The sequence below is a fragment of the Kitasatospora sp. NPDC059408 genome, assembly GCF_042751525.1.
In the GTDB taxonomy this organism is placed as follows: Bacteria; Actinomycetota; Actinomycetes; order Streptomycetales; family Streptomycetaceae; genus Kitasatospora.
On record NZ_JBHYWI010000003.1, the window covers coordinates 40,727 to 61,213 of the forward strand.

The 20,487-nt window shown below is 74.1% G+C and carries 24 protein-coding genes and 1 pseudogene; 12 read left to right on the plus strand and 13 right to left on the minus strand.

The window, feature by feature from the left end; genetic code table 11:
• Together ACFXDE_RS03755 and ACFXDE_RS03760 are read left to right on the plus strand one after the other, a co-directional pair.
• Entirely contained in the window at nt 1–726 is a 726-nt protein-coding gene (locus tag ACFXDE_RS03755) for a hypothetical protein (RefSeq protein ID WP_380490531.1), read from the plus strand.
• Between the two features lie 73 nt (nt 727–799).
• Entirely contained in the window at nt 800–2,002 is a 1,203-nt protein-coding gene (locus ACFXDE_RS03760; RefSeq protein ID WP_380490533.1) for a phosphodiester glycosidase family protein, read from the plus strand.
• Between the two features lie 9 nt (nt 2,003–2,011).
• Here ACFXDE_RS03760 and ACFXDE_RS03765 read toward each other — a convergent pair whose 3' ends face one another.
• Both ACFXDE_RS03765 and ACFXDE_RS03770 read right to left on the minus strand, forming a co-directional pair.
• A complete protein-coding gene (locus ACFXDE_RS03765) occupies nt 2,012–2,164 on the minus strand; it encodes a PCC domain-containing protein (protein WP_380490860.1) in 153 nt (50 codons plus the stop codon).
• 350 nt (nt 2,165–2,514) lie between these two features.
• Nucleotides 2,515–2,901 (minus strand): hypothetical protein, encoded by a 387-nt coding sequence (locus tag ACFXDE_RS03770; protein ID WP_380490535.1) that lies wholly within the window; start codon nt 2,899–2,901, stop codon nt 2,515–2,517.
• Nucleotides 2,902–3,117: 216 nt separating this feature from the next.
• Between ACFXDE_RS03770 and ACFXDE_RS03775 the strand changes: the two genes are divergently transcribed.
• Nucleotides 3,118–3,963, plus strand: coding sequence for a polysaccharide deacetylase family protein (locus tag ACFXDE_RS03775; protein WP_380490537.1), 846 nt, complete (start codon nt 3,118–3,120; stop codon nt 3,961–3,963).
• 247 nt (nt 3,964–4,210) lie between these two features.
• A complete protein-coding gene (locus ACFXDE_RS03780; RefSeq protein WP_380435350.1) occupies nt 4,211–5,086 on the plus strand; it encodes an SGNH/GDSL hydrolase family protein in 876 nt (291 codons plus the stop codon).
• Between the two features lie 36 nt (nt 5,087–5,122).
• Here ACFXDE_RS03780 and ACFXDE_RS03785 read toward each other — a convergent pair whose 3' ends face one another.
• The 4 genes from ACFXDE_RS03785 to ACFXDE_RS03800 form a co-directional block, all read right to left on the minus strand.
• Nucleotides 5,123–5,848, minus strand: a complete 726-nt coding sequence (locus tag ACFXDE_RS03785) for a class I SAM-dependent methyltransferase (protein WP_380490540.1) — start codon at nt 5,846–5,848, stop codon at nt 5,123–5,125.
• A 34-nt stretch (nt 5,849–5,882) separates the two neighbouring features.
• A complete protein-coding gene (locus tag ACFXDE_RS03790; protein WP_380490543.1) occupies nt 5,883–6,350 on the minus strand; it encodes a GreA/GreB family elongation factor in 468 nt (155 codons plus the stop codon).
• Nucleotides 6,351–6,485: 135 nt separating this feature from the next.
• A complete protein-coding gene (locus tag ACFXDE_RS03795) occupies nt 6,486–7,106 on the minus strand; it encodes a TetR/AcrR family transcriptional regulator (protein ID WP_380490545.1) in 621 nt (206 codons plus the stop codon).
• Between the two features lie 44 nt (nt 7,107–7,150).
• Complete coding sequence (locus tag ACFXDE_RS03800) at nt 7,151–8,041, minus strand: SDR family NAD(P)-dependent oxidoreductase (protein WP_380490548.1); 891 nt, start codon at nt 8,039–8,041, stop codon at nt 7,151–7,153.
• A gap of 163 nt (nt 8,042–8,204) precedes the next feature.
• Between ACFXDE_RS03800 and ACFXDE_RS03805 the strand changes: the two genes are divergently transcribed.
• Nucleotides 8,205–9,602, plus strand: coding sequence for a HEAT repeat domain-containing protein (locus tag ACFXDE_RS03805; protein WP_380490551.1), 1,398 nt, complete (start codon nt 8,205–8,207; stop codon nt 9,600–9,602).
• A gap of 19 nt (nt 9,603–9,621) precedes the next feature.
• Here the strand turns inward: ACFXDE_RS03805 and ACFXDE_RS03810 are convergent, their stop codons facing one another.
• A complete protein-coding gene (locus tag ACFXDE_RS03810) occupies nt 9,622–9,963 on the minus strand; it encodes a hypothetical protein (RefSeq protein WP_380490553.1) in 342 nt (113 codons plus the stop codon).
• 58 nt (nt 9,964–10,021) lie between these two features.
• Here ACFXDE_RS03810 and ACFXDE_RS03815 point away from each other — a divergent pair, with 58 nt between their 5' ends.
• Nucleotides 10,022–10,312: a hypothetical protein gene (locus ACFXDE_RS03815; RefSeq protein WP_380490554.1), complete on the plus strand. Its 291-nt coding sequence runs from the start codon at nt 10,022–10,024 to the stop codon at nt 10,310–10,312.
• Nucleotides 10,313–10,386: 74 nt separating this feature from the next.
• A pseudogene (locus tag ACFXDE_RS03820) lies at nt 10,387–11,004 on the plus strand (phosphotransferase); the annotation flags it as partial.
• On the opposite strand, the gene ACFXDE_RS03825 reads toward ACFXDE_RS03820, so the two are convergent.
• On the minus strand, nt 10,991–11,137 hold the full coding sequence (locus ACFXDE_RS03825) for a hypothetical protein (protein ID WP_380490557.1): 147 nt from the start codon (nt 11,135–11,137) through the stop codon (nt 10,991–10,993). The pseudogene ACFXDE_RS03820 and the gene ACFXDE_RS03825 overlap by 14 nt on opposite strands.
• Nucleotides 11,138–11,271: 134 nt before the next feature.
• Here ACFXDE_RS03825 and ACFXDE_RS03830 point away from each other — a divergent pair, with 134 nt between their 5' ends.
• Both ACFXDE_RS03830 and ACFXDE_RS03835 read left to right on the plus strand, forming a co-directional pair.
• Nucleotides 11,272–11,871, plus strand: a complete 600-nt coding sequence (locus ACFXDE_RS03830; RefSeq protein WP_380490559.1) for a TetR/AcrR family transcriptional regulator — start codon at nt 11,272–11,274, stop codon at nt 11,869–11,871.
• Between the two features lie 178 nt (nt 11,872–12,049).
• Entirely contained in the window at nt 12,050–13,405 is a 1,356-nt protein-coding gene (locus ACFXDE_RS03835; protein ID WP_380490561.1) for an NB-ARC domain-containing protein, read from the plus strand.
• 16 nt (nt 13,406–13,421) lie between these two features.
• Here ACFXDE_RS03835 and ACFXDE_RS03840 read toward each other — a convergent pair whose 3' ends face one another.
• Nucleotides 13,422–14,006 carry a helix-turn-helix domain-containing protein gene (locus ACFXDE_RS03840; RefSeq protein WP_380490563.1) on the minus strand — a complete coding sequence of 195 codons (585 nt, stop codon included), beginning with the start codon at nt 14,004–14,006 and terminating at the stop codon, nt 13,422–13,424.
• A 107-nt stretch (nt 14,007–14,113) separates the two neighbouring features.
• Between ACFXDE_RS03840 and ACFXDE_RS03845 the strand changes: the two genes are divergently transcribed.
• Nucleotides 14,114–15,520, plus strand: coding sequence for an MFS transporter (locus ACFXDE_RS03845; RefSeq protein ID WP_380490565.1), 1,407 nt, complete (start codon nt 14,114–14,116; stop codon nt 15,518–15,520).
• 21 nt (nt 15,521–15,541) lie between these two features.
• The gene (locus tag ACFXDE_RS03850) at nt 15,542–16,141 is read left to right on the plus strand and encodes an HD domain-containing protein (RefSeq protein WP_380490567.1); all 600 of its coding nucleotides are present in this window, start codon (nt 15,542–15,544) and stop codon (nt 16,139–16,141) included.
• Between the two features lie 167 nt (nt 16,142–16,308).
• Here the strand turns inward: ACFXDE_RS03850 and ACFXDE_RS03855 are convergent, their stop codons facing one another.
• Nucleotides 16,309–17,421 carry an ABC transporter substrate-binding protein gene (locus ACFXDE_RS03855; RefSeq protein WP_380490570.1) on the minus strand — a complete coding sequence of 371 codons (1,113 nt, stop codon included), beginning with the start codon at nt 17,419–17,421 and terminating at the stop codon, nt 16,309–16,311.
• 92 nt (nt 17,422–17,513) lie between these two features.
• Here ACFXDE_RS03855 and ACFXDE_RS03860 point away from each other — a divergent pair, with 92 nt between their 5' ends.
• Nucleotides 17,514–18,257, plus strand: a complete 744-nt coding sequence (locus ACFXDE_RS03860) for a DUF4241 domain-containing protein (RefSeq protein WP_380490572.1) — start codon at nt 17,514–17,516, stop codon at nt 18,255–18,257.
• Here ACFXDE_RS03860 and ACFXDE_RS03865 read toward each other — a convergent pair.
• From ACFXDE_RS03865 to ACFXDE_RS03875, 3 genes are all read right to left on the minus strand, one after another.
• Complete coding sequence (locus ACFXDE_RS03865) at nt 18,227–18,718, minus strand: flavodoxin family protein (protein ID WP_380490575.1); 492 nt, start codon at nt 18,716–18,718, stop codon at nt 18,227–18,229. The genes ACFXDE_RS03860 and ACFXDE_RS03865 overlap by 31 nt on opposite strands.
• Before the next feature lie 361 nt (nt 18,719–19,079).
• Nucleotides 19,080–19,547 (minus strand): hypothetical protein, encoded by a 468-nt coding sequence (locus tag ACFXDE_RS03870; RefSeq protein ID WP_380490578.1) that lies wholly within the window; start codon nt 19,545–19,547, stop codon nt 19,080–19,082.
• Nucleotides 19,548–19,631: 84 nt separating this feature from the next.
• On the minus strand, nt 19,632–20,429 hold the full coding sequence (locus tag ACFXDE_RS03875; RefSeq protein WP_380490581.1) for a hypothetical protein: 798 nt from the start codon (nt 20,427–20,429) through the stop codon (nt 19,632–19,634).
• Nucleotides 20,430–20,487 lie beyond the last annotated feature (58 nt).

The following is a 20,487-nucleotide window of genomic DNA, read 5'->3' on the forward strand; positions in this document are numbered from 1 at the left end:
ATGACAGCCGCTCACATGCCCATCGCCGAGTTCCTCGACGGGGACGAGGTCGTCGCGGGGGAGCACCTCGCCGGCGACCTCGCCTTCTGGTTCGCCCACTTCGTGATCTCCTTCGGCGTGGAGGACGAGACGGCCGAGGAGTACGGCGTCGACGCGGACGCCCACGAGGCGATGATCGAGCGCCTCGGCGACGCCGCAGCGCCGGGCACCGCGCTGCGCGTGCCCTTCGACGGCGGGCACTCGGCGTACGTCGTCTGGCAGAACTGGGAGGACGAGAGCACTGTCGACTACCTCGTCCACCACCCCGCGTGGGGCCGCCTCGGCTTCCTCGCCCAGGACGGCCCGCACGGCTCCGGCCCCGGCCTGTCCTGGCCGGAGCTGGTGAAGCTGGCCGGCAGCGCGCAGGACGGCGCCGACGGCCTGGCCGACCCGGCCCGCCGCCTCCTGCTCCTGCTCCCGGCCCTCGGCGACGCGGACACTCCGGCCGGGGCGCGGGGCGTCGTGGCGAAGGCACTCGCCGACGTGGGGTTCCCGGCCGACGCGGTGGACGAACTGGCCGGCCACCTGCTGGGCGACCCGGGCAGCGCCCACCAGCCGACGTGGAGCGTCCGCGAGGGCAGCCCGATCCCGGTCTGCTCGTCCGACCACAGCCCGCGCCGGGTCCCGCTGGCCCTCGGCATCACGGCCGAGCAGGCCAAGGCCCTGGCGGCCGCGCTGGGTTGTTGATCTTCCGCGTTTCGGGCGAAAGTCCGCGGGCGCCGGTCTGCATCCGAACGTCGGGCAGGTAGACATGCCCGGCATGGAGCGAAGCACGAGAGGGCGGTCCGCGGCGTTCGCCTTGGCCGCGCTGCTGGTGATCGGGCCGGCCGGTCCGGCCACCGCGACGCCCGACGGGTCCCGGGTGGCGCGCGGCGTGACGTACCGCCTGCTGGAGGTGCCGACGGGCCGTGGGCCCGCCCGGCTGCACGTGGTGACCGTCGGCCTCGACCGGCCGGGGGTGTCGGTCGGCCTGCTGCACCCTGGCGCGGTGGCCGCGCGGGAGCCGCTCACCCGGCTGGCCGGGGAGCGCGGCGCGGTGGCGGCCGTGAACGGCGACTTCTTCAACATCAGCGAGGAACAGCACCCTGGCGTCCCGGCCACCGGCGCGCCGGTCGGCCCGGAGGTCGCACAGGGCCGGCCGCTGAAGGGGGCCGTACCCACCGCGCAGCGCTTCGGCTGGACGCTGCCGCCGGGCGGGACGGTCGAGGACGTCCTGGCGGGCGGCTTCGACGGCCGCCTCCGGCTCGGGCATCTCCACCTGCGCGGCACGGTGGACAGCCCGCGGGGGACGGTCCCGCTGCGCGGCCTGAACCAGTACGCCATCGCGGAGGACGGCATCGGCGCCTTCACCCCCGAGTGGGGAGACACCTCCCGCGCCCGCGCCGTCTGCGGCACGGACCTCCACCGCGCCGCGCCGTGCAGCAGCGAGACGTACGAGGTGACCGTGCGGCACGGCCGGGTGGTCTCCGAGCAGCCGGAGCCGGGCAGCGGCCGGGTGCCCGACGACGCGGTGGTCCTGCTCGGCCGCGAGGCCGGCGCCCGCCACCTGCGCGGCCTGCGGGAGGGCGACCGGGTCCGGGTCGACTACCGCCTGGCCGACCGGGACGGCCTCCCGCCGCGCTGGGCCCTCGGCGCCTCGCCGATCCTGCTCGACGGCCGACCGCTCACCGGACAGGACGCGAGCCGGCGCGAACCACGCGCCGCAGCCGCCCTGACCGGGGGCGGCCACACCCTGCTGCTGGTCGCCACGGACGGCCGCAGCGACGACGCCCCGGGCCTGACGATGCGCGAACTGGCCGACACCCTCCAGGACCTGGGCGCCACTACGGCGGTCCAGCTGGACGGCGGCAGCTCCGCCACGATGGTCACCCGCGACCCGTCCACCGGCCGCCCCGCGGTGCGCAACCAGTTGGACGGCGGCGAGCGCCCGATTGCGAACGGCATCGGCGTCTTCGTGCGGTGACCCGGCCGGTCACTCCGCCGTGGGCAGGAGGTACACACGGGCGAAGTGCCGTCTGACGGTGGCACGCCGGACGTGACCGCCGACCACCCGCCCGTCGTCCACCGCGAGGGAAGCGTGCAGGCGCACCTGCCCGTTGCGGACCTCGCCCACGGCACTGACGATCTCGCGAGACCGCGAAGGTCCTCGACACCCGGGGCGGGGGCATCGACCTCTTCCTCGCCCGCCGCCGGGCGTAGGCGGCGGCGAGAAAGGTCGTAGAAGAAAAAAGTGTTATCCGCCGGGCCGTACAAGGTCTCCGAGGCGTGGGACCGAACGCGGCCCGCGCCGCGGCTGGAGGGTCTGCGGCGAGGGTGCGGGGATTTGCAAGATGGGGCTGCCCCGAACGCGTCCGGTCCCACCGTGCGGACGGTTCTCCCCTTCCGACCCGCACGCCCCGGCGGTCCGTTCGCGTCCCCCCACACAAGCAACGGACCGCCGGGCCCGACGTGACCGTCGACCGGGCCGGCGTCCGTTCAGGAGGGCTCGGTCTCGCCGAGGCGTTCGCGTACTCGACGGATGCGGGCCCGGGCGCGCTCCTCGGCGTCGGTGCCCTTGTGGACGCGCCGCTCCAGTACGCCGATCACGTCCTTGCCGAGGGGGAGGTCGGGCGACTTCCTCCACCTCTTGGGGCGGTGGCGGTGCAGGTCGCGATCGATCGTGTCCGTACCCGCTTCGCCGGTCGCGTCGGCCCCGGTGGACGCGGCCAGGGCCAGGTGCTCACGGCGTCGGTTGGCACTGTTGACCGCCCGCTTGTTCCTGCGGATGTTCTTGCGTGAACTCTTGTCGTTCTCGCCGTAGTTGTTGCGTCCGTCCTTGAGGTAGCTCAGCAGCTTCTTCTGCTGAGGCGACTTGCGCTCCATGACCGGCCCCCGTTCGTCCGCCGTCCGCCCACCGTTCCGGTCAGGCTAGTCGGGCCGGTCGGCCGGGGGCCAACGGATTGCCGGTGCCCGCGACCTGCGCGTCCTGTCCGTCCGTATTCCCACTACGCGCGTCGAACTGCGGGAACCTCTTCCGGTCCGGTTCACGTCATGGTCATCGGAGAGCTTGCAACCGGCAGTCGGGGGGAGTGGTCGTTGATGGACATCAAGGCGCGCGTGGGGAGTATGGGCAACCGGTCGCGGGTGACCCTCGCGGCAGGGGCCGTCGCCGTGGTGGCGGCGGCCTGGGCGGTTCCGACGGTGACCGGGTCGCTCCACTCTCCTCAGCAGAACGTCGCCCGGGAGCAGGGCGGCGGCACCACCGCCGACGGCCACAACAGTGACGGCAGCGCCCAGGGCGGCGACGGCGGTACGCAGCAGCAGAGCGGGATATCCGACGGCATAGCCCACGCCTCCGAGGCGGGCGGCAACGCCGTCAACATCACCATCGACGACGGCCCCGACCCCGTGTGGACCCCGAAGGTCCTCGACGTGCTCAAGCGGCACGGCGTGAAGGCGACGTTCTGCATGATCGGACCGCAGGCCAAGGCCCACCCCGACCTGGTCAAGGAGGTGGTCGCGGCAGGCCACCGGCTGTGCGACCACACCGTGGACCACGACACCTCCATGGACAAGAAGCCCGTCGCGTACCAGCAGAAGGAGATCCTGGACGCGAAGAAGATGATCGAGGACGCCGCCGGCGGCGGTGCCCAGGTGCTGTACTACCGGGCCCCCGGCGGTGCGTTCACGCCCGACAGCCGGCGCATCGCCGCCGCGAACGGGATGCGTCCGCTCGGCTGGAACATCGACTCCAAGGACTTCGACAAGCCCGGCACCGCCGCCATCGTCGGCACGGTCAAGAAGGAGATCGGCAACGGTCCGACCCTCCTGTTCCACGACGGCGGCGGCGACCGCCAGCAGACCGTCGAGGCCCTCGACCAGGTGCTCACCTGGCTGAAGGCCCAGGGCCGCGCGACCGGCTTCCCGGTCCGGACGACCCCGTGACGCGCCGTCCGGCGGCGAACGGCTGACGGCCACCGGGGGGAGCGGGCGGAGGGGATCACCGGGCGGGGGCGACGGGACGAAAGGGGTGCGTCCTCCTTATTGACGTCCCGTCTAACCCGTCGGTAACTTCGAGGACATGCCAACGAAACCCCGTCCCACCGGGGGAGTTGAGCGAGCCGCAGTTCGTGCCGTCCCCACGCCAGCCCCCGGGGTGCGGCACGACACCCCCCACCGAAGGAGCACCCCCATGCCGCTCCGTGCTGCCGCGTCCCGCGTGTCCGCCGTCGCCGTTGCCGCCGCCGCAGGGTTCGCCCTCGTCGCGGCCAGTCCGGCGGCCGCCGAGGGCCCGGTGAGCTACATAGCCCTCGGCGACAGTTACAGCGCCGCCTCCGGCAACTTCCCGCTCGACCCCACCGCACCGCTGCTGTGCGCCCGTTCGACGAAGAACTACGCGCACCTCATCGCCGCGCGCACGGGCGCCCGCCTCACGGACGTCAGCTGCGGCGGCGCCCAGACGAAGGACTTCGCCGGGGGCCAGTACCCGGGCGTCGCGCCCCAGCTCGCCGCCGTCGGCGCGAACACCGACGTCGTCACGCTGACGATCGGCGGCAACGACAACAGCACCTTCATCAGCTCGATCCTCGCCTGCGGCAGCCTCGGCGTGCTCACCGCCGGCTTCGGCAGCCCGTGCAAGGACGCGTACGGCGACAGCTTCAACCGGACGATCGACACCAAGACGGGCCCGGCCGTCGAGGCCGCGCTGCGCGCCGTGAAGAACAAGGCGCCGCACGCGCGCGTCGCGATCCTCGGCTACCCGTGGATCGTCCCGGCGACGGCGGACCCGTCCTGCTACCCGAAGATGCCGCTCGCCTCGGGCGACGTCCCGTACCTGCGCGACCTCCAGACCCACCTGAACCAGGCCGTCAAGAAGGCGGCCGCCGCGACCGGGGCCACCTACGTCGACATGAGCGCCGTGTCGAACGGCCACGACGCCTGCGCGCCGGTCGGCACGCGGTGGATCGAGCCGCTGTTCTTCAGCACGAGCCTCGCGCTCGTCCACCCCAACCCGCTGGGCGAGTCGAAGATGGCGGACCAGGCGATGGCCGCCCTCCACCTGGGCTGAGCGTCCCTGGGGCCGGGCGCCTCCACCGCCGGGCGCCTACGAGTGAGCGCCCACCACCAGCCACCGCGCCGGCAGCTCGATCGGGCTGCCGTCCGCGGCGGACTCCGTGAGGGACAGCGGCATGTCGCCGGACGCGAGGACGGCGAGCCCGGCGGCGCGGAAGAGTTCGGCGAAGGTCCCGTCGGCGACCTCGGCGGGCGCGAGCCCGTGCGCGAAGACGGGCCGCAGCTTCGGCGGCGGCCCCTCCGGGCGCTGGGCGAGGCTCATGAGGACGGGCTTCGCCGCCTCGGACAGCTCGACGACGAAGGCCCGGCCGCGCCGCCCGGTCAGCGTCGCGACGGCCTCGGCGACCGGTCGGCGGTCGGCCGGCTCGCTCTGGTGGATCACGCCGCGCACGTAGACGTTGGCATCGCCGAGGCGCTCGTGCAGGTCCTGGACCGCAGCGCCGTCCGTCGCGTCCAGCTGGGCGTACTCGGCGCGCCCGTCCGGGTCCTGGCGCCGGGCGAGGCCGACGGCGGCGGGGGAGAGGTCGAGCCCGAGGGCGCGCGGGAAGTGCCCGGCGAGGTAGCGGGTCTGGGTGCCGTTGCCGCAGCCGAGGTCGAGGACCGGCAACTGCCGGTCCTCGACGTGCGGTTCGAACAGTGCGACGTGGCGGGCGGCCGTGCGGGACGCGTCCGCGTCCCAGATGACGCCGCCCGGCTCGTCGGGTGCCTCCTGCCAGAAGCCCTCCCAGGCGTTCCGGTACCGGGTCGTGACGCTCATGCAGGGGAACCTTCCGTTGCGGACGGCGGGGCGTTCAGGCGCGGGGGCCGAGGGAGAGGAGCTTCGTGCGGGTCGTGCCGTCGGGGGTGTCGTAGGTGACGGTCTCGCCGGCGTGGCAGCCGAGGAGGGCGCGGCCGAGCGGGCTGTCGGCGGTGATCAGGGCCTCGTCCAGGTCCTCGGCCAGTTCGCCGAGGTGGAAGGTCGCCTCCTCGCCGTCCGAGAACCGCACGGTCACCGTGCTGCCGACCCCGACGGCGTCGGTGGACGGCGGGCCGGCCACGGCGGCCTCGCGGATGCGGGCCTCGATCTCGGCGATCCGGCGGTCGATGCGGGCGACGTCGTCGGCCCGCTGCAGTTCGTCGGCCTCGTCGGCGCGGTCCCCGGTCGGCTCGCCCTCGCGGAGGGTCCCGGCGACGGCGTCCCGGGTGACGCGCAGCTCGGTGAGTTCGCGGTGGAGGGCGCGGAGGGCGTCGGCGCTGATGGGCTCGGGTCCGTCGGTCATGACGTGCTCCCGTGGGTGCTGGGTGGGTGCTGGTCGGACGGGACGGGACGTACGCGCACGCTTCCATTAGCTCATCGGGCACCGACGGGGGCAACTCCGCTTGCGTTCCGCCGCGCGGTGTGGTTGGCGCTGTGGTTACGCGTGCAGGCCGCCGAGGAGCGCGGCGAGGTAACGGTGGGCGGTGCCGAGGCGGTTGGAGCGTGCGGAGGCGGGGGCGGTCGCGTGGTGGACGTCGACCGCGTGGGCGACGCCGCACATGAGCGGAACGAGGTCGGCGGCGGTCACGTCGCGGCGGACGACCCCGGCCTCGTGGGCGCGGTGCAGGAGCGCGGTGCCGGCCGCGAACAGCGCCGCCTTGAGCTCGGTCGTGCGCGGCAGGGCGTCCGTGGCGGCGGCGGTGACCGGGGTGAGGGAGGCGTCGGTGACCTGGGCTTCGACGGTGCGGTACAGGAAGCCCTCCAGCGCCGACCAGGCGTCCGCGTCGGTGTCCACATCCGCAAGGGCCTGCTCGCCGTGGGCGACCAGGCCCTCCAAGCACGGCGCGGCGACGGTCTCCAGCAGCGCCTCGGGGGTGGCGAAGTGTCGGTAGACGGTGCCGACGCCGAGCCCGGCCCTGCGCGCGATGTCGTTGAGGTGGAGCGGCTCGCCCCGGTCGACGAGGCCGCGGGCGACGGCGACGATCTGCTCCCAGTTGCGGGCGGCGTCCTTGCGCAGCAGCGGCGGCGGCGTCGTCGGAGTTGGGCGCGGGGTCGGCATCCGGCCATCCTAACCGGATGGGTGATCCGGAATGCCCCGGGTGGTCAGGGCGACTCGAGCGGGGCGTGCAGCTCACTGAGCCGGCGCACGGCGGCCGCGACGCGCGGGTCGGTCGCGGCGCGGAAGGCTGTCGCCGGACGGGCGTCGGCACCGATGACGACCCCGGTCCGGCCGGCCGGTCCTTCATCCGTGGCGGCGACGACCGACGGTCGCGCGGCGACGGACGCGGGCCCGGACGTCGAGCGCTCGAACTTCCGCCGCACCAGCGGCCAGAGCAGCCGGAGCGCGGGCGAGACGATCCGCGGATCGGTGAGCGTGCCGTCCGTCATGTCCGTCGCCGCGCCCCCGGGGTCGGCGGCGAGGACGGACACGCCCGTGCCGTCCAGCCGCGCGGCCAGGTCGAGCGTGTACGCGAGGTTGGCGAGCTTGGCCCGGCCGTACCAGTGGAACCCGTAGTACCCGCCCGGCGGTTCGGCGGCCTCGAACGTGCGCTTGGCGACCCCGACCGCGGCCGACGTCACGTTGACGATCCGGCTCGGCGCGCCGGCCGTGAGCGTGGGCAGGAGGAGCTCCGTCAGCAGGTACGGCGAGAGGTGGTTGACGACGAAGGACGCCTCGACGCCGTCCAGGAGGCGGCGTTCGGGGAACATCGCCCCGATGTTGTTGACCAGCACGGCGAGCGGCTCGCCCGAGGCGGCGTGCTCGGCGGCGATCCGCTCGGCGAGCGCCCGCACCTGGGCGAGCGAGGCGAGGTCGGCGGCGATGAAGCGGGCGGGGTGCGCCGGGCCCGTCGCGTCGATCCGCTCGACCGCCCGGACCCCGCGGTCGGCGCTGCGCCCGACCACGGTGACGGCGTAGCCGGCCGAGGCCAGGCCGAGTGCCGTCTCCAGGCCGATCCCGCCCGTTCCGGCCGTGACGACCGCCGTCTTCCTCATGGTGCCCCTCCGCGAGCCGTTCGGATGGCCATGTGGATAGTCCATCCGTTTCGTGGGCCCGACGGTAGCATAAGTGGATGGCCTATCCGCTTGTCGGCTTCAGTGCGCAACCGGCGGGAAATCGGGCTGCCGCCGCCGGGGCGGCCGCGTAGTCTGCGCGGTTGTGGACGAGGAGCGCAGTGCTCGGCAACTCCGGCCGATCGCCGAGGTGGTGGGGATCGCCGACCTGAACGACCGGCTCGTGGCAGCGGTCCTGGCCGAGGACGCCGAAGAGGTGTGGTCCTGCGTGCGGGCCGGCGCCGAACCGGATGCGCCCGGCCCCGACGGCCTCCCGCTGCTCTGCGCCGCCGTCGCCGGCCACGACAGCGAGAGCGCCAGGTGGCTGGTCGACTACGGCGCCGACCCCGACCGCGTCCTTCCCGACGGCACGACCCCGCTCCTCCGCGCCGTCGACTCCGGCTCCCCGGCGATGGTCGGCACCCTGACCGGCAAGGACCCGGCGATCCGGATCGCCCCGGCAGAGCAGGAGCGGCTCCTCGGCCTCGCGCGCAACTGGTGCACGGTGGGAGCGGTCGAGACGCTGCGCCGCCGCACGGGTGCCCGGGGCCCGGCCGTCCGGCGGACGGTCACGGAGCAGTTCGTCGACCTCGACGAGGTCTCGCTCGGCGGGCTCACCGTCCGCGAGGGCCACAGCGGCGTACTCACCGGACTGGAGCGGGCGTTGGGCATCCTGACGCCGGCGGCCGAGCTGGTCGCGCGCGCCGTCGCGTACCCGGCCGAACTGCACGCGAACTGGTCGGCCGCGAGCTTCACCCTCGGCCGGCGGAGGAGCCCACGGGCGTGGTCCGAGCTCGCGGCCCTGCGCCACCACCCCGATCCCGTCCACCGCCGCTTCCTCGCCGACGTGTTGGGGAGCCGGGAGACCTCGCTGGTCTTCGGGGAGCGCCCGGACGTCACCCCGGACGCCGACTTCCTGGTCGCCTGGGCACTCGACGAGCCGGACGGCGACGTGCTCGGCCGGATCCTGGAGGTCCTCGCGGAGAAGGACCACCCCGACGTGCGGTCCGTGGGGCTCCGCTACGTCGCGCACCCGCACCCGGGCGTGCGGTACGAGGTGGTGAGCTGCCTGCTCCCGTGGGAGGGGCCGCTCGGCGAGGCCGCCACCGCCGCCCTGGTGGCCCTGTCGCGCGACCCCGTCGTCACAGTCCGGGCCGGCGTCGCCTGGAAGCTCGACTCCCACGGGCGTGAACTCGCCCCCGCCTTCCGCGACGTCCTGCTCGCCCTCCTCCAGGACACCGACGACGTCGTCCGCCACCGCGCCGCCGCGTCCCTCGCCGGATCCGAGGACTGTGCACCCGCCGTCATGGACGCCCTTCTCGCGCTGCTGGACGAGGAGGATCGCGACCTGCGTCTGGAGGCTGCCTACGGCCTCGCCGTCCGCGACCACCCGCGCACGGAGGAGGCGTACGAACGCGTCGGCCCCGGCCCGTACGTCGAGCACGACCACAGGCCGGACGCCCTCTGGCGCTACCGGATGCGCAACCGGAGCGAGGAGGGCTGACCGTCAGTGGGAAGGGCCGTCAGCGGGAAGGACCGGACCCGTCCGGGCGGAGCGACTCGATCCAGGACGTGAAGTCCGGGGACTCGACCTCGAAGTCCTCGGGACCGAGATCGCCGAGGTCCGACGAGAACACGGCGGAGGCCGGATCGCCGGCGCGCACGAGGAAGCCGCGGCCGCCGCTGTCGTCGCCGACCAGGACGAACCCCGGCGCGTACCGGGCGACTTCGTACGTGGCGTTGCGCTCGCCGATGCACCCGGCCGAGTACACGGTCACCCCGCTGTCCGTCATGAGGCCGTCGGCCACGCGCCACAGCTCCACCAGGGCAGCCGGAAGGCCGGCCCCGGCACCCGGCTCCGTCAACGTTCCTCCTCCGGAAAACCCTTCGCCCGCCGTGGACCGGCGTCGCTATGGTCGGCGAATGATCAATATGGCGGTGTTTGGCGACAGCCGCAAGGCCGTGGCGCGGGCGGCGGGCGGCGTGGAGTGGACCCCCGCCTTCGCGGAACTGGACCCGGCCGAATTCCCCATGCTCTGGGCCCTGACCCCCTACGGGGACGCGGTGTTCAACCAGCGGCAGGTGCCGTTGCTGCTGGCGGAGTTCGACCGGTTGCCCGCTGTCTGCGGCGGCGACTGGGTGGACCAGGCCCGTGAGCTGTGCCGGGTCGTCGAGCGGGGGACGCACCTGTACCTGTGGTTCCTCGGCGACTGACCGGGAGAGGCGACGTGACACCCAAGGCAGGGGCGCGCGAGCGGTTGGCCGGTGCGGCGCGGGCCGCGCTGGGCGGCGAGAGCCTGGAGGCGCTGCTCGCGCGCGATCCGCGCGCCGCCGCACCGGTCATGGCCCGGCTCGGGGAGGCGCTGGAGGAGATGGGACGTCACCGCGCGCCCGCGTACGGCAAGGTGGCCGTCGTCGACGGCGGAGGGACGTCGCGCGGTTCGTCGTGCGAGGCCGTCGTGCTGGAGCGGGCGCGGCGGGACCTCGCCGAGGCGGCGTCGCGGGATCCCCGGATCGCGGAGGCCGCCGGCCGGCTGGACGAGCGCTTGCTGAGCCTGGCCGCGGCGGTGCGCCCGCGTGCGGAGTACGCGGTCGTGCACGGTGAACTGGGGCCCGACCACGTGCTGGTGGACGCGGCCGGGCAGCCCGTGCTGATCGACATCGAGGGCGCGGTGTACTTCGACGTCGAGTGGGAGCACGTCTTCCTGCGGATCCGCCTGCACGACGCCTACGGCCCGCTGGCGGCACCGGGGCTGGACGAAGACCGGCTGGCCCTCTACGCCTTGGCGCAGCGCCTCTCCCTGACGGCCGGGCCGTTGCGCCTGCTCGACGGGGACTTCCCCGCGCGGGAGGCCATGGCGGCGATCGCCGAGCACAACCTGGTGCGGACGCTCACAGAGTGGTGAACGGCCGGTGGTCGGCCAGCGCCAGTCGGCGGATGAACGCGGCGGCGCGGACGAGGAGCCTCGCGGGCAGGCGCCGCAGGGGCGGACGGCCGGTGCCGTAGGCGGCCGGCCAGAGGGAGGGGATTCGCTGCATGCGCCCAGGATGGGTTCGGCGGGCCGGGCCGTAGGGGATCGTGGACGATCCTGGATGCGGGAGCACGGGCTCTTCGCGCGGATGCCGGCGGCGGTTATCTTGGAACCCGCATTCCAGGTGAGCGAGGTGGCGACGTGCCGGACATCAAGCACTTCGATCCGGACGCCGCGCTGGCGACCGTCGAGCGGCTGTTCTGGGAGCGGGGCCTGGCCGCGACCGGGATCCAGGACATCGTGACCGCGACCGGGCTCAGCCGGTCGAGCCTGTACGCCACGTTCGGGGGCAAGCGCGAGCTCTACCTGGCGGCCCTGCGGCGCTACCGGGTGCGGCGCTCCCTGCCGATGATCGACCGGCTGGCCGAGGACGGGCGCGGGCTGGCGGCGGTCGCCGACTACTTCGCCCGGCTGATCGCCACGCGGTGTTCGGGCGAGCACGCCCGGCGGGGCTGCATGGTCGTGAACGCGCACGCCGGGACGGAGAACGGCGATCCGGACGTCCGGGAGATCCTGGACCTGCACCACGGGCAGCTGCGGGAGGCGCTGTACGGGGCGCTGCTGGACGCGCGGGAGGCGGGTGAGCTCGCACCGGGCGTCGATCCGGCGGCCTCCGCGGATCTGCTGGTGCTGCTCGCGTACGGGGTGAACCTGCGGTCCCGGGCCGGCGCGGACGCGGAGTCGCTCGGGGTGACGGTGGCCGCGACCCTCGCGACGCTCGGGGGCCGTGCCGGGGGGTAGCACGTCCGGCGGGTGAACGTGCCGACGCGGGTCTTGATGCCTGCTCATGTCCCCTTCCGAGAAGTGCAGTTGCCCGCACGCTCCGACAGGGTCGGCTTGACAGGGCGACACCGGCCGCCGCTAACTTGGAACGTACGTTCCTGGAACGGTCGGCGGGTGTCAGCGGGGGAGGGCGTCGGTGCTGCGGGAATGGGAGCCGGGCGAGGTCCGCACGATGGACGACTTCGTCGCCGAGCTCAGAAAGTTGAAGGCCCGGGCCGGGAACCCGTCCATCACGCAGATCACCCGGCGCGTGCATCTCGCCTGGCAGCGGGCCGGCCGGCCCTGCGGCGAGTGGCCGGCGCGGTCGACCGTCGGCAACTGCTTCCGGTTCGGCCGCCGCCGCCCCAACGCGGACCTGCTGCTCGCCGTCGTGCACGCCCTGGTCGACGGCGACGCCGCCGCGGTCTCCGCCTGGCGCCAGGCCCTGCGCACGGTCCTCGGCGAGGCCGAGGCGGCCGGCCGGGTCGCCGCGGCGGGCCGCCTTCCGGACCTGCCCGCCGGGCACGTCGTCCGGGAGGGACTCGTGGAGCGGGCGTCACACGTGCTCGACGACGGTGCGCTCGTCCTGGAAGGGCAGGCCGGCATCGGCAAGACCAGCCTCGCCGTCGACCTTGCCCGCCACATCCGGACGGCCGGACCGGTGCTCTTCGCCGACCTGAGGGGATCCGCCGTCGGCGGCGCGCCGCCCGCCGATCCCCGGGCGGTCCTCGAATCCTTCCTCCGGATCCTCGGCGTCGCGGGCGAGCGGATTCCGTACGGCCTGGACGCCCGCGCCCGCCTCTACCGCCGACTGCTCGGCGCGTCGGCGCCATTGGTGGTCCTGGACGACGCCGCCGACGCGGACCAGGTGCGGCCCCTCCTGCCCGCCGGGCCGACGGGTGCCACCCTCGTCACCTCCCGTACCCGCCTGGCCGAACTGGACGGCGTGCGGCGCATGTCCGTCCCGGCGCTGGAACCGAAGGAGGCGCTGGCGGTCCTGCGCGCGACTGCGGGAGCGGGCCGGATCGAGGAGGACGAGCAGACGGCCGGGCGGATGGCCGAACTCCTGGGCCGCCATCCCCTGGCGCTGTCCGTGATCGGCCGTCACCTGCGTGAGCACCCCGACTGGGAACTCGCCGACTACTCGTCCGAACCCCTCGCCGCCCTGGCCCTCGAAGGCGGCGTGCGAGCCGCCCTCGCCGCCACCGACGCCAAGCTGCCCGGCGAGGAACGCCGCCTGCTCAGGCTCCTGGCCCTGCACCCGCGGCGCCCGTTCACCGCGCGGACCGCCGCCGTCCTCGCCGACCGCCCCGATGCCGAGACGCGGGCACTCCTCGCGGCCCTCGTCCGCTCCCACCTGGTCGAGGAGGGCGCGGAGGGCTACCACCTGCCCAACCTGGTCCACGCGTACGCCCGGGAGCGGATCGGCATCGACGAACCGGCCAGCTGCGTCCGTCGTGCCGTGGAGCGCGTGTTCGTGCATCACTACAGCACGGTCGCGGTCGCCGTCTGACCCCGTTGCCGTCCCGTCAGGGCGACGCCGGTCGCGGAGGGCTCGTGCGGACGACGGCCTGGTCGCCGCGCGGTCCGAACAGGTGCAGGATCTCCACGGCGCCGGCCCCCGTCGGACCGAACCAATGCGGTTCCGAGGTGTCGAACTCGGCCACCTCGCCCGGCCGGAGCGTGTGTTCGCGGTCACCGAGGACGAGGCGCAGCTCGCCCGCGAGGACGTACAGCCACTCGTAGCCCTCGTGGGTGACGAGCTTCGGCTCGCGGGGTGCGAGGACGTGCTTGAACACCTGGACCCGGCCCGGGTACTGGGTCAGCGGCACGAGGACGCTGCCGTCGTCCCTGCGCAGCGGTGTGAGGTGCACCCGGGGGTCGCCGGTGGCCGGTGCGGCCACGAGCTGGTCGAGCGGGACGCGGTGCACGCGTGCGAGGGGGATGAGCAGGTCCAGGGTCGGGCGCCGCAGACCCGATTCGAGGCGGGACAGCGTGCTCACCGAGAGCCCGGTCGTGGCGGCGAGCGCCTCCAGCGTGAGGCCCCTGTCGCGGCGCAGCGTGCGCAGCCGCGGCCCGATGGCGTCGAGGATCTGCTCCAACTCTTCGTCCACGCCGTCCAGTCTCCCCGCTTTTGCGGTCTTCGCAAAAAAGCTGGTCGGCGGCGGTCGGCCCGGCCGAGCCTGGCCGGGTTGGTACTCCCGGACCCGAGAGGCGGACCATGACCGCGACGATCACCCACCCCGAGCCCGTCCTGGGCGCGCGCAACCGCTGGACGGTGCTGGCGGTCTGCTGCCTGAGCATGTTCCTGGTGGGCCTGGACACCACCGTCGTCAACGTGGGCCTGCCCGCCATCGGACGCGGCCTGGGGGTCGGCGTCCGCAGCCTGGAGTGGACGGTGGACGCCTACACGGTCGTCCTGGCCGGCCTGCTGATCTCCTCCGGCGCGCTGGCGGACCGCTTCGGACGCCGGCGGGTGTTCCGCACCGGGCTGGCGGTGTTCGGCGCGGCCTCGCTGGCCTGCGCGGCGGCGCCGTCGGTGGGCTGGCTCGTGGCCGCCCGCGCCGTGCAGGGCGTCGGCGCCTCGATGCTCAGCCCGGTGGCGCTCGCGATCGTGGTGAACGCGATGCCGGACCCGCGCGAGCGGGCGCGGGCGATCGGCGTCTGGGCGTCGGTCTTCGGGTTGAGCACGGCCGTGGGCCCGGTCACCGGTGGCGCGCTCCTGGCCGGGCTGGGCTGGCGGTCGCTGTTCTGGATCAATGCCCCGGTCATCGTGATCGCCCTCGTGCTCAGCGCGGTGTTCGTGCCCGAGTCCCGGGGAGCGCGGGCGCGGCGGCTCGACCTCCCGGGGCAGGCGCTGCTGGCCGTCGTCATCGCGGCCGGCGTCGGCGTCCTGATCGAGGGCCCGCGCATCGGCTGGACCTCACCGGCCGCGCTGGCCGCCTACGCGCTGGCGGCCGGAGCGACGGCCGCCTTCGTGCGGGTCGAGTCCCGTCGAGCCGAACCGCTGATGGATCTGCGGCTCTTCCGCAGTCCGGTGTTCAGCGGTGCCGTGCTGGGCGCGGTGGCCGTCTTCGTCGCCCTGAACGTCACCCTGCTGCTCAACACCCTGTACCTGCAGCACGCCCGGGGCTTCTCGCCCCTGGCCGCCGGGGCGGCGACCCTGCCGATGGCGGTCGGTGCGACGGTGTGCGCGCCCTGGTCCGGCCGACTGGTCGGCCGCCGCGGACCGCGGGTGCCCCTGACCGTGGCCGGTGCCTTCATCCTGGCCGGCGGCCTCTGCCTGGTCGGGCTCGACCGGAACACGAGCGTGGCCCTGCTGCTGGGCGCCTACCTGCTCATCGGCGTCGGCTTCGGCTTCGCCAACGCGCCGATCACCAACACGGCGGTCGGCGGACTGCCGCCCGCGCGGGCCGGGGTGGCCGGCGCGATCACGTCCACCGCACGCCAGGTCGGCTCCGCGCTCGGCATCGCGCTCGCCGGCGCCCTCGTGGCGCACGCCGGCCCGGCGGAGCTCGCGCACGCCTCACGTCCGGGCTGGATCCTGGTGGCCGGCTGCGGACTCCTGCTGCTCCTCACGGCCAGGGCACCGCGCTCCGAGGAGCGTCGTAGGATCCTCGGAAGCTGAGCGCGAGGCGAGGGGGACGTGATGGGCACGGCGTTGCGGACGTTCGAGGCGGCGGGCGGATGGCCCGAGGTCCGGGAGCTGGCGGCCGGGCTCGCCGAACTGGACGAGGCGGTCGAGTTCGCGGTGCGGTGGCACGGCGAGCAGCGGCGCCCGGCCGGGGAGCCGTACCTGGAGCACCTGTTGGAGGCCGTGCGCGTCCTGGTCGAGGGCGTCGGGGTGACCGACGTGGACGTGCTGCGGGCGGCGGTCCTGCACGACGTCGTCGAGGACACCGGATGTACGGCGGCCGAGGTGCGCGAGCGGTTCGGGTCGCGGGTCGCGGAACTGGTCGGGTGGGTGACGAAGGACGAGCCGGCCGGGGGCCGGTCGAAGGCGGAGGCCCGGGCGGCGTACCTGGACCGGCTGCGGCACGCGCCCGAGGACGCGCTGGTGGTGAAGCTCGCCGACCGCCTGAGCAACGTGCAGCGCCTGGACACCCACCCGCGCCCGGAGAAGCGCCGCGCGTACTACCGGGAGACGCTGACCACCATCGTCCCGCTGGCCCGGGCGCACCCGTGGTTCCACGCGTGGTACGCCGCCTGGGCCCGCGAGTTCGCGTACCTGGACGCACCGGAGGGGTAGCCCAGGCGGTCGGCGCCGCGAGTTCGGCGTCGGCGCGCCGGAGGACCAGGGCGAGGACGCGGCCCGCGTGGCCATCACCCCGTGGGCCGTGTCCGTGGGGCGATGGCCACTATGTCCGTGGCTCCTTTTCCCGGCCGACTGGTAGTCACCCTGCGGGCGGCGCTCCTTCAGCCGGAGTGGAGGACCCGGAAGCGCCCGGCGTCCGCCGGGTCCCGGTCGACGACCTGGACCGGGGGCCAGGCCCACTGCCGGACGCCGACGCCCGGGGTGCGGGAGAAGCGGATCCGCCCTCGGGTGCCCTCGACGTCGACGCTCGGCCAGGCTTCGGTGATGCGCGCCCGGTCCGGGCCGTGCGACCGCAGGACGTCGGCGAGGACGGTGATCGTGTCGTGGCCCTCGAACGCGACGAAGGAGGGCTCCTGGCCGAGCTGTTCACGCAGGGCCGTCTCGACGCGCACGCCGAGCGGGCCGAGACGCTCCGGAAGGTAGCGCAGGAACGGGACGGCCGCGCCGTCGTCGCCCAGCAGCGCCGCCCACTCGGCGAACTCCGGCTGCCCCGCCGGAGCACCGATGAGGACCTCGGCGAGGCGCTGGTCGCCGCGTACGGCCTTGACGACCGACACGGCCGGCTCCGGGGCACCGGTCAGCAGGAGCAGCGCCGTCGCGCCGTGGTGGACGAGTCGGTCGCACACGGCGTCGGGGGACAGCTCGCCCATGTCGAGTTCGACGACGGTGCCGCCGCGCGGAGCGAGGTACTCCCGCAGGATGCGGGTCCCGGACGCCCAGTACACACTCGGCTGGATCGCCACGGCGATCCGGCGGTGGCCCGCGCCGAGGAGGAAGTCCGCGAAGACCCGCCAACTGTGGGACTGCGCCGGGCAGATCCGGGCGACCCGTTCCGTCGGCTTCTCGGTGAGCGCGTCGAGGACGGCCGACGAGCAGAGGAACGGCAGCCCGAGGGCGTCGGCCCTGGTCGCGGCGGCGCGGGCGACGACGCTGTGGTACTCCCCGGCCAGCGCCACCACACCCAGACCCGCCAGCTCGTCCACCGCCGCCTCCGCTCGCTGCGGATCGGCGGCGGTGTCCCGGACCAGCAGGTCGAGCGGCCGGCCGTCGATCCCGCCGGCGTCATTGACCTCGCGAACGGCCAGTTCCAGCCCGGCGACCAGGTGCCGGCCCGCCTCGACCCAGCCGGGCCTCGTCAGCGGGGCGAGGGCACCGATGCGGATGGACGACCCGTCAGTGTGCAGAGGCGTGGATGACGATGGCGGCGTAGTCATGCGTGGGAGTCTCCCCGTGGGGCCGGGGCCGCGCAAGCGATCTTTCCAGGCGGCGATGGGGAGTGTCGCTGCGATCGAATAGCGTGCACGGCATGGATCTTGCAGCAGACGCCCGGGTGGCGGCCGAGCCCGAGGAGAGCTGGTACCTGGACTCGGCCTTCACACCAGGGGTGACGCTCGGCACGCGTTACGACGACCCGTCGACGGCCGTCCGCGTCGTCGAGGTACGGGAGGTGACCACGATCCGCATACCCAGCGGCCGCCTCGTCGTCGACGCGCCGTGGCCGGACGAGGACGAGTCCGACCTGCGCGCCCGGCCCGGCCGGGAGCTCGCGGAGCGGATCCCGCCCGGCACCCACCGGGTGGAAGCGGCCTGGACGGAGGCGCCGTACGACTTCATGGGCGAGCGCCACGACGGTCGGCAGGTCGCCGCCGTGCGCCTCCTGGTCGCCGAAGCGCCCGTGGCCCGTTGGGAGATGGGGCTCGGAGTCGGCGACGACATCGAGCGGATCCGCCCCGGGGGCCGGCGGATCGGCTTCCGGACCGAGACGAACACCGCCGGCTTCGGCGACGCCGCGGCGTGGCCGGCGCTGACGGCCCCGTTCCTGGAGTTCTGGCGGGGAGCCCGGTCCGGCAACCGGCAGCCCCGGCGGACGGAGAACCTCTTCGGCGGTGCCTTCGAGCTCGTGAAGGACGAGGAACGCGGGGCCGACCTCGTGACCTTCAGTGCCGAAGGAGACGACGTGGTGTGGCTGGGGCGCGCGGAGTCCGGTGCCGTCGTCTCGGTCGCGGTGGCCTCCGGGTATCACCTGTTCTCCCGCGAAGCCCCGTTCTGAGCGGACCGGGCGCGCAGGCCTTCGGCGAAGGCGTGCGCGGCGGCGAGGTCGCCCGCGTCCGGGCGGGCCTTGCCGATGCCGCCGACGAGCTTGAAGGGGAGCCAGGTGTCGAAGCCGCGGCACGAGAAGGTGTCGGACACCGCGAAGCCCTTCCGCGCGAGCCGCCGCACGAGGGGCCGGGTGAAGGGCCCGAACCCCGGCTCGGGAAGCCCACTGGTGGCGAACACGAACGCCTGCGCCCGCCCGCCCTCGGGCAGCGCCTCGACGAACCGGCGCAGCCGCGGGTGGTACCGCCCCGAGAAGATCCCCGACCCGAAGCCCACGAGGTCGTACGCGGAAAGGTCGGCCGCCGCCACGTCCTCGGGCGCGACGACCGGGGCAGCCAGAACCTGCCCCATGACGTCGGCGACCCGCTTGGTGTTCCCGTGGGACACGGACGTGCACACGATGATGGCCCTCATTGGTGATTCCCCTTCCACTACCGGAGTTCCGTCCGGCTGCGGCCGCCGCGTCGCGCAACGGCCACACCCAACGGGTAGACCGGGTAGCGCCGAGGGACGTGACATCGTCGGGGGAGGAATCTCGAACCGTCGGTCGAAGAGGCCGGCGTTCCGCGGCATGGCGGAGAGCGCCTTCGAGAAGTGCAAGGGCTGGACCACCCAGGGCACATGCCGGGTGCTGGGGCGCTGGACCGCTCTCCTCACTTGGCGGTCCAGCATGTGTCCTCGCGTAGGGGAGCATTCGGAAGGTGAGCCGGGGCCCACCGTGCGGAACGCCCCGTCGTCTTCCTGAGGAGAAGTGCGACGAGGCGTTCTCAGCGACTCAGTGGTACGAGTCGCACCGGTTGCCCTTGCAGAACTTCACCCAGATCCCCGTGATCCGCTTCGTCGGCCCGAACCCGTAGCTGAACGAGGAATTGTTGCCGCACGCGTAGTCACTGCGCAGCTTCGGGTAGGTGTCGCGGAGCACGAGGCCGCTCTCGAGTCGTTCCTCGGTGTAGATCCGCGCATAGGAGCAACCGGTGTAGACGCTGCTCCGCTTGTTGGTGACACGGCCTTCGAGACTGGCGTTGTCACCGTTCCGGGTGTCCCAGCAGATCGTTCCGGACGTCCAGCCGCCGCCCCCGCTGAGGGCGCTGTAGAAACTGCGGCAGCTTCGTCCGTGCGACGTCGTCACCGAATCGTCTGCCGAGGCCGAGGTGGCCGTCGCCATCACTGCGCTCACGCTGAGTGCGGTGGTGACGGCCGCGCCCAGGACGCGAGTCAGCCGTGTTCCCCCGTGCATGTTCATCCGCGTGTGTCTCCTCACGTCGAGCACACCGCGAGGACCGTCCCCCGGCGGCTCGCGGGCCAACCGTACCGACTCGTACCTGGATCACGTGAGGAAACCGGGAAGTTCCCGGGAGCGCCGGGCGGCCCTGGTGATGCCGAGTCGCAGGAGCGAGTCGGCTGCCGCCAAGGCGACGAGGGCGAGGACGAAGGCGGTCACCGGGTCGAGCCGAGTGGGGGCTGTGCAGAGGACCAGCAGGAAGGCGAGCGTGCCCGCGGCGGAGGTGAGGGCGCCGCGCATCATCTCGACGGCGGCGGCTGCGCCGGCTGTGCGGTGCACCGATGTCCCCATCACGGACAGCAGCACCGGTACCGACGACAGGACCCCGCCCACGAACGGGCCCAGCGCCGCCCCGGCGGCGAGGGCGCCCGCCACCGTCACGCCGGACAGCAGCATCCGGACCGGGACCTCCCACGCCCGCGCCGGGCTCGTCCGCCTTCCGTCGGGGTCGGCCTCCGGCCAGGTCAGGAGCCCGGTGACGATCACCGTCAGCGCGAGGCCGGCCGTGAGCCAGACGGTCCCGCACAGCGTCCCGACCAGCCCGGCCGCTGCCGCGCACAGCAGCGCGCGTGCGAGCGTCCAGGCCGGGCGGCGGGCCGGGGCGAAGCGCGCGTAGGCGAGGCAGAAGCACGCCACCACCAGCGTCCCCGTGACGGTGCCGTGCGCGGCCTCCGCCACCTTGGCGGGGCCGGCGGCGAGCCAGGTCAGGGCCAGGAACGGGCCGGTGCTCGTCGGCGCGCCGAGCAGTTGCCCGCCGCGGCGCGGGCCCAGCCGCCGCGCGACGACCGAGGCGAGCAGGACGAGGGACGGGGCGAGGGCGGCCCGGAGCAGCAGCGTTTCCATGACTGCGATCCTTGCGCCGATTGGTCCGATTTTGTGTCGGACATCGAGGCGGAGATGC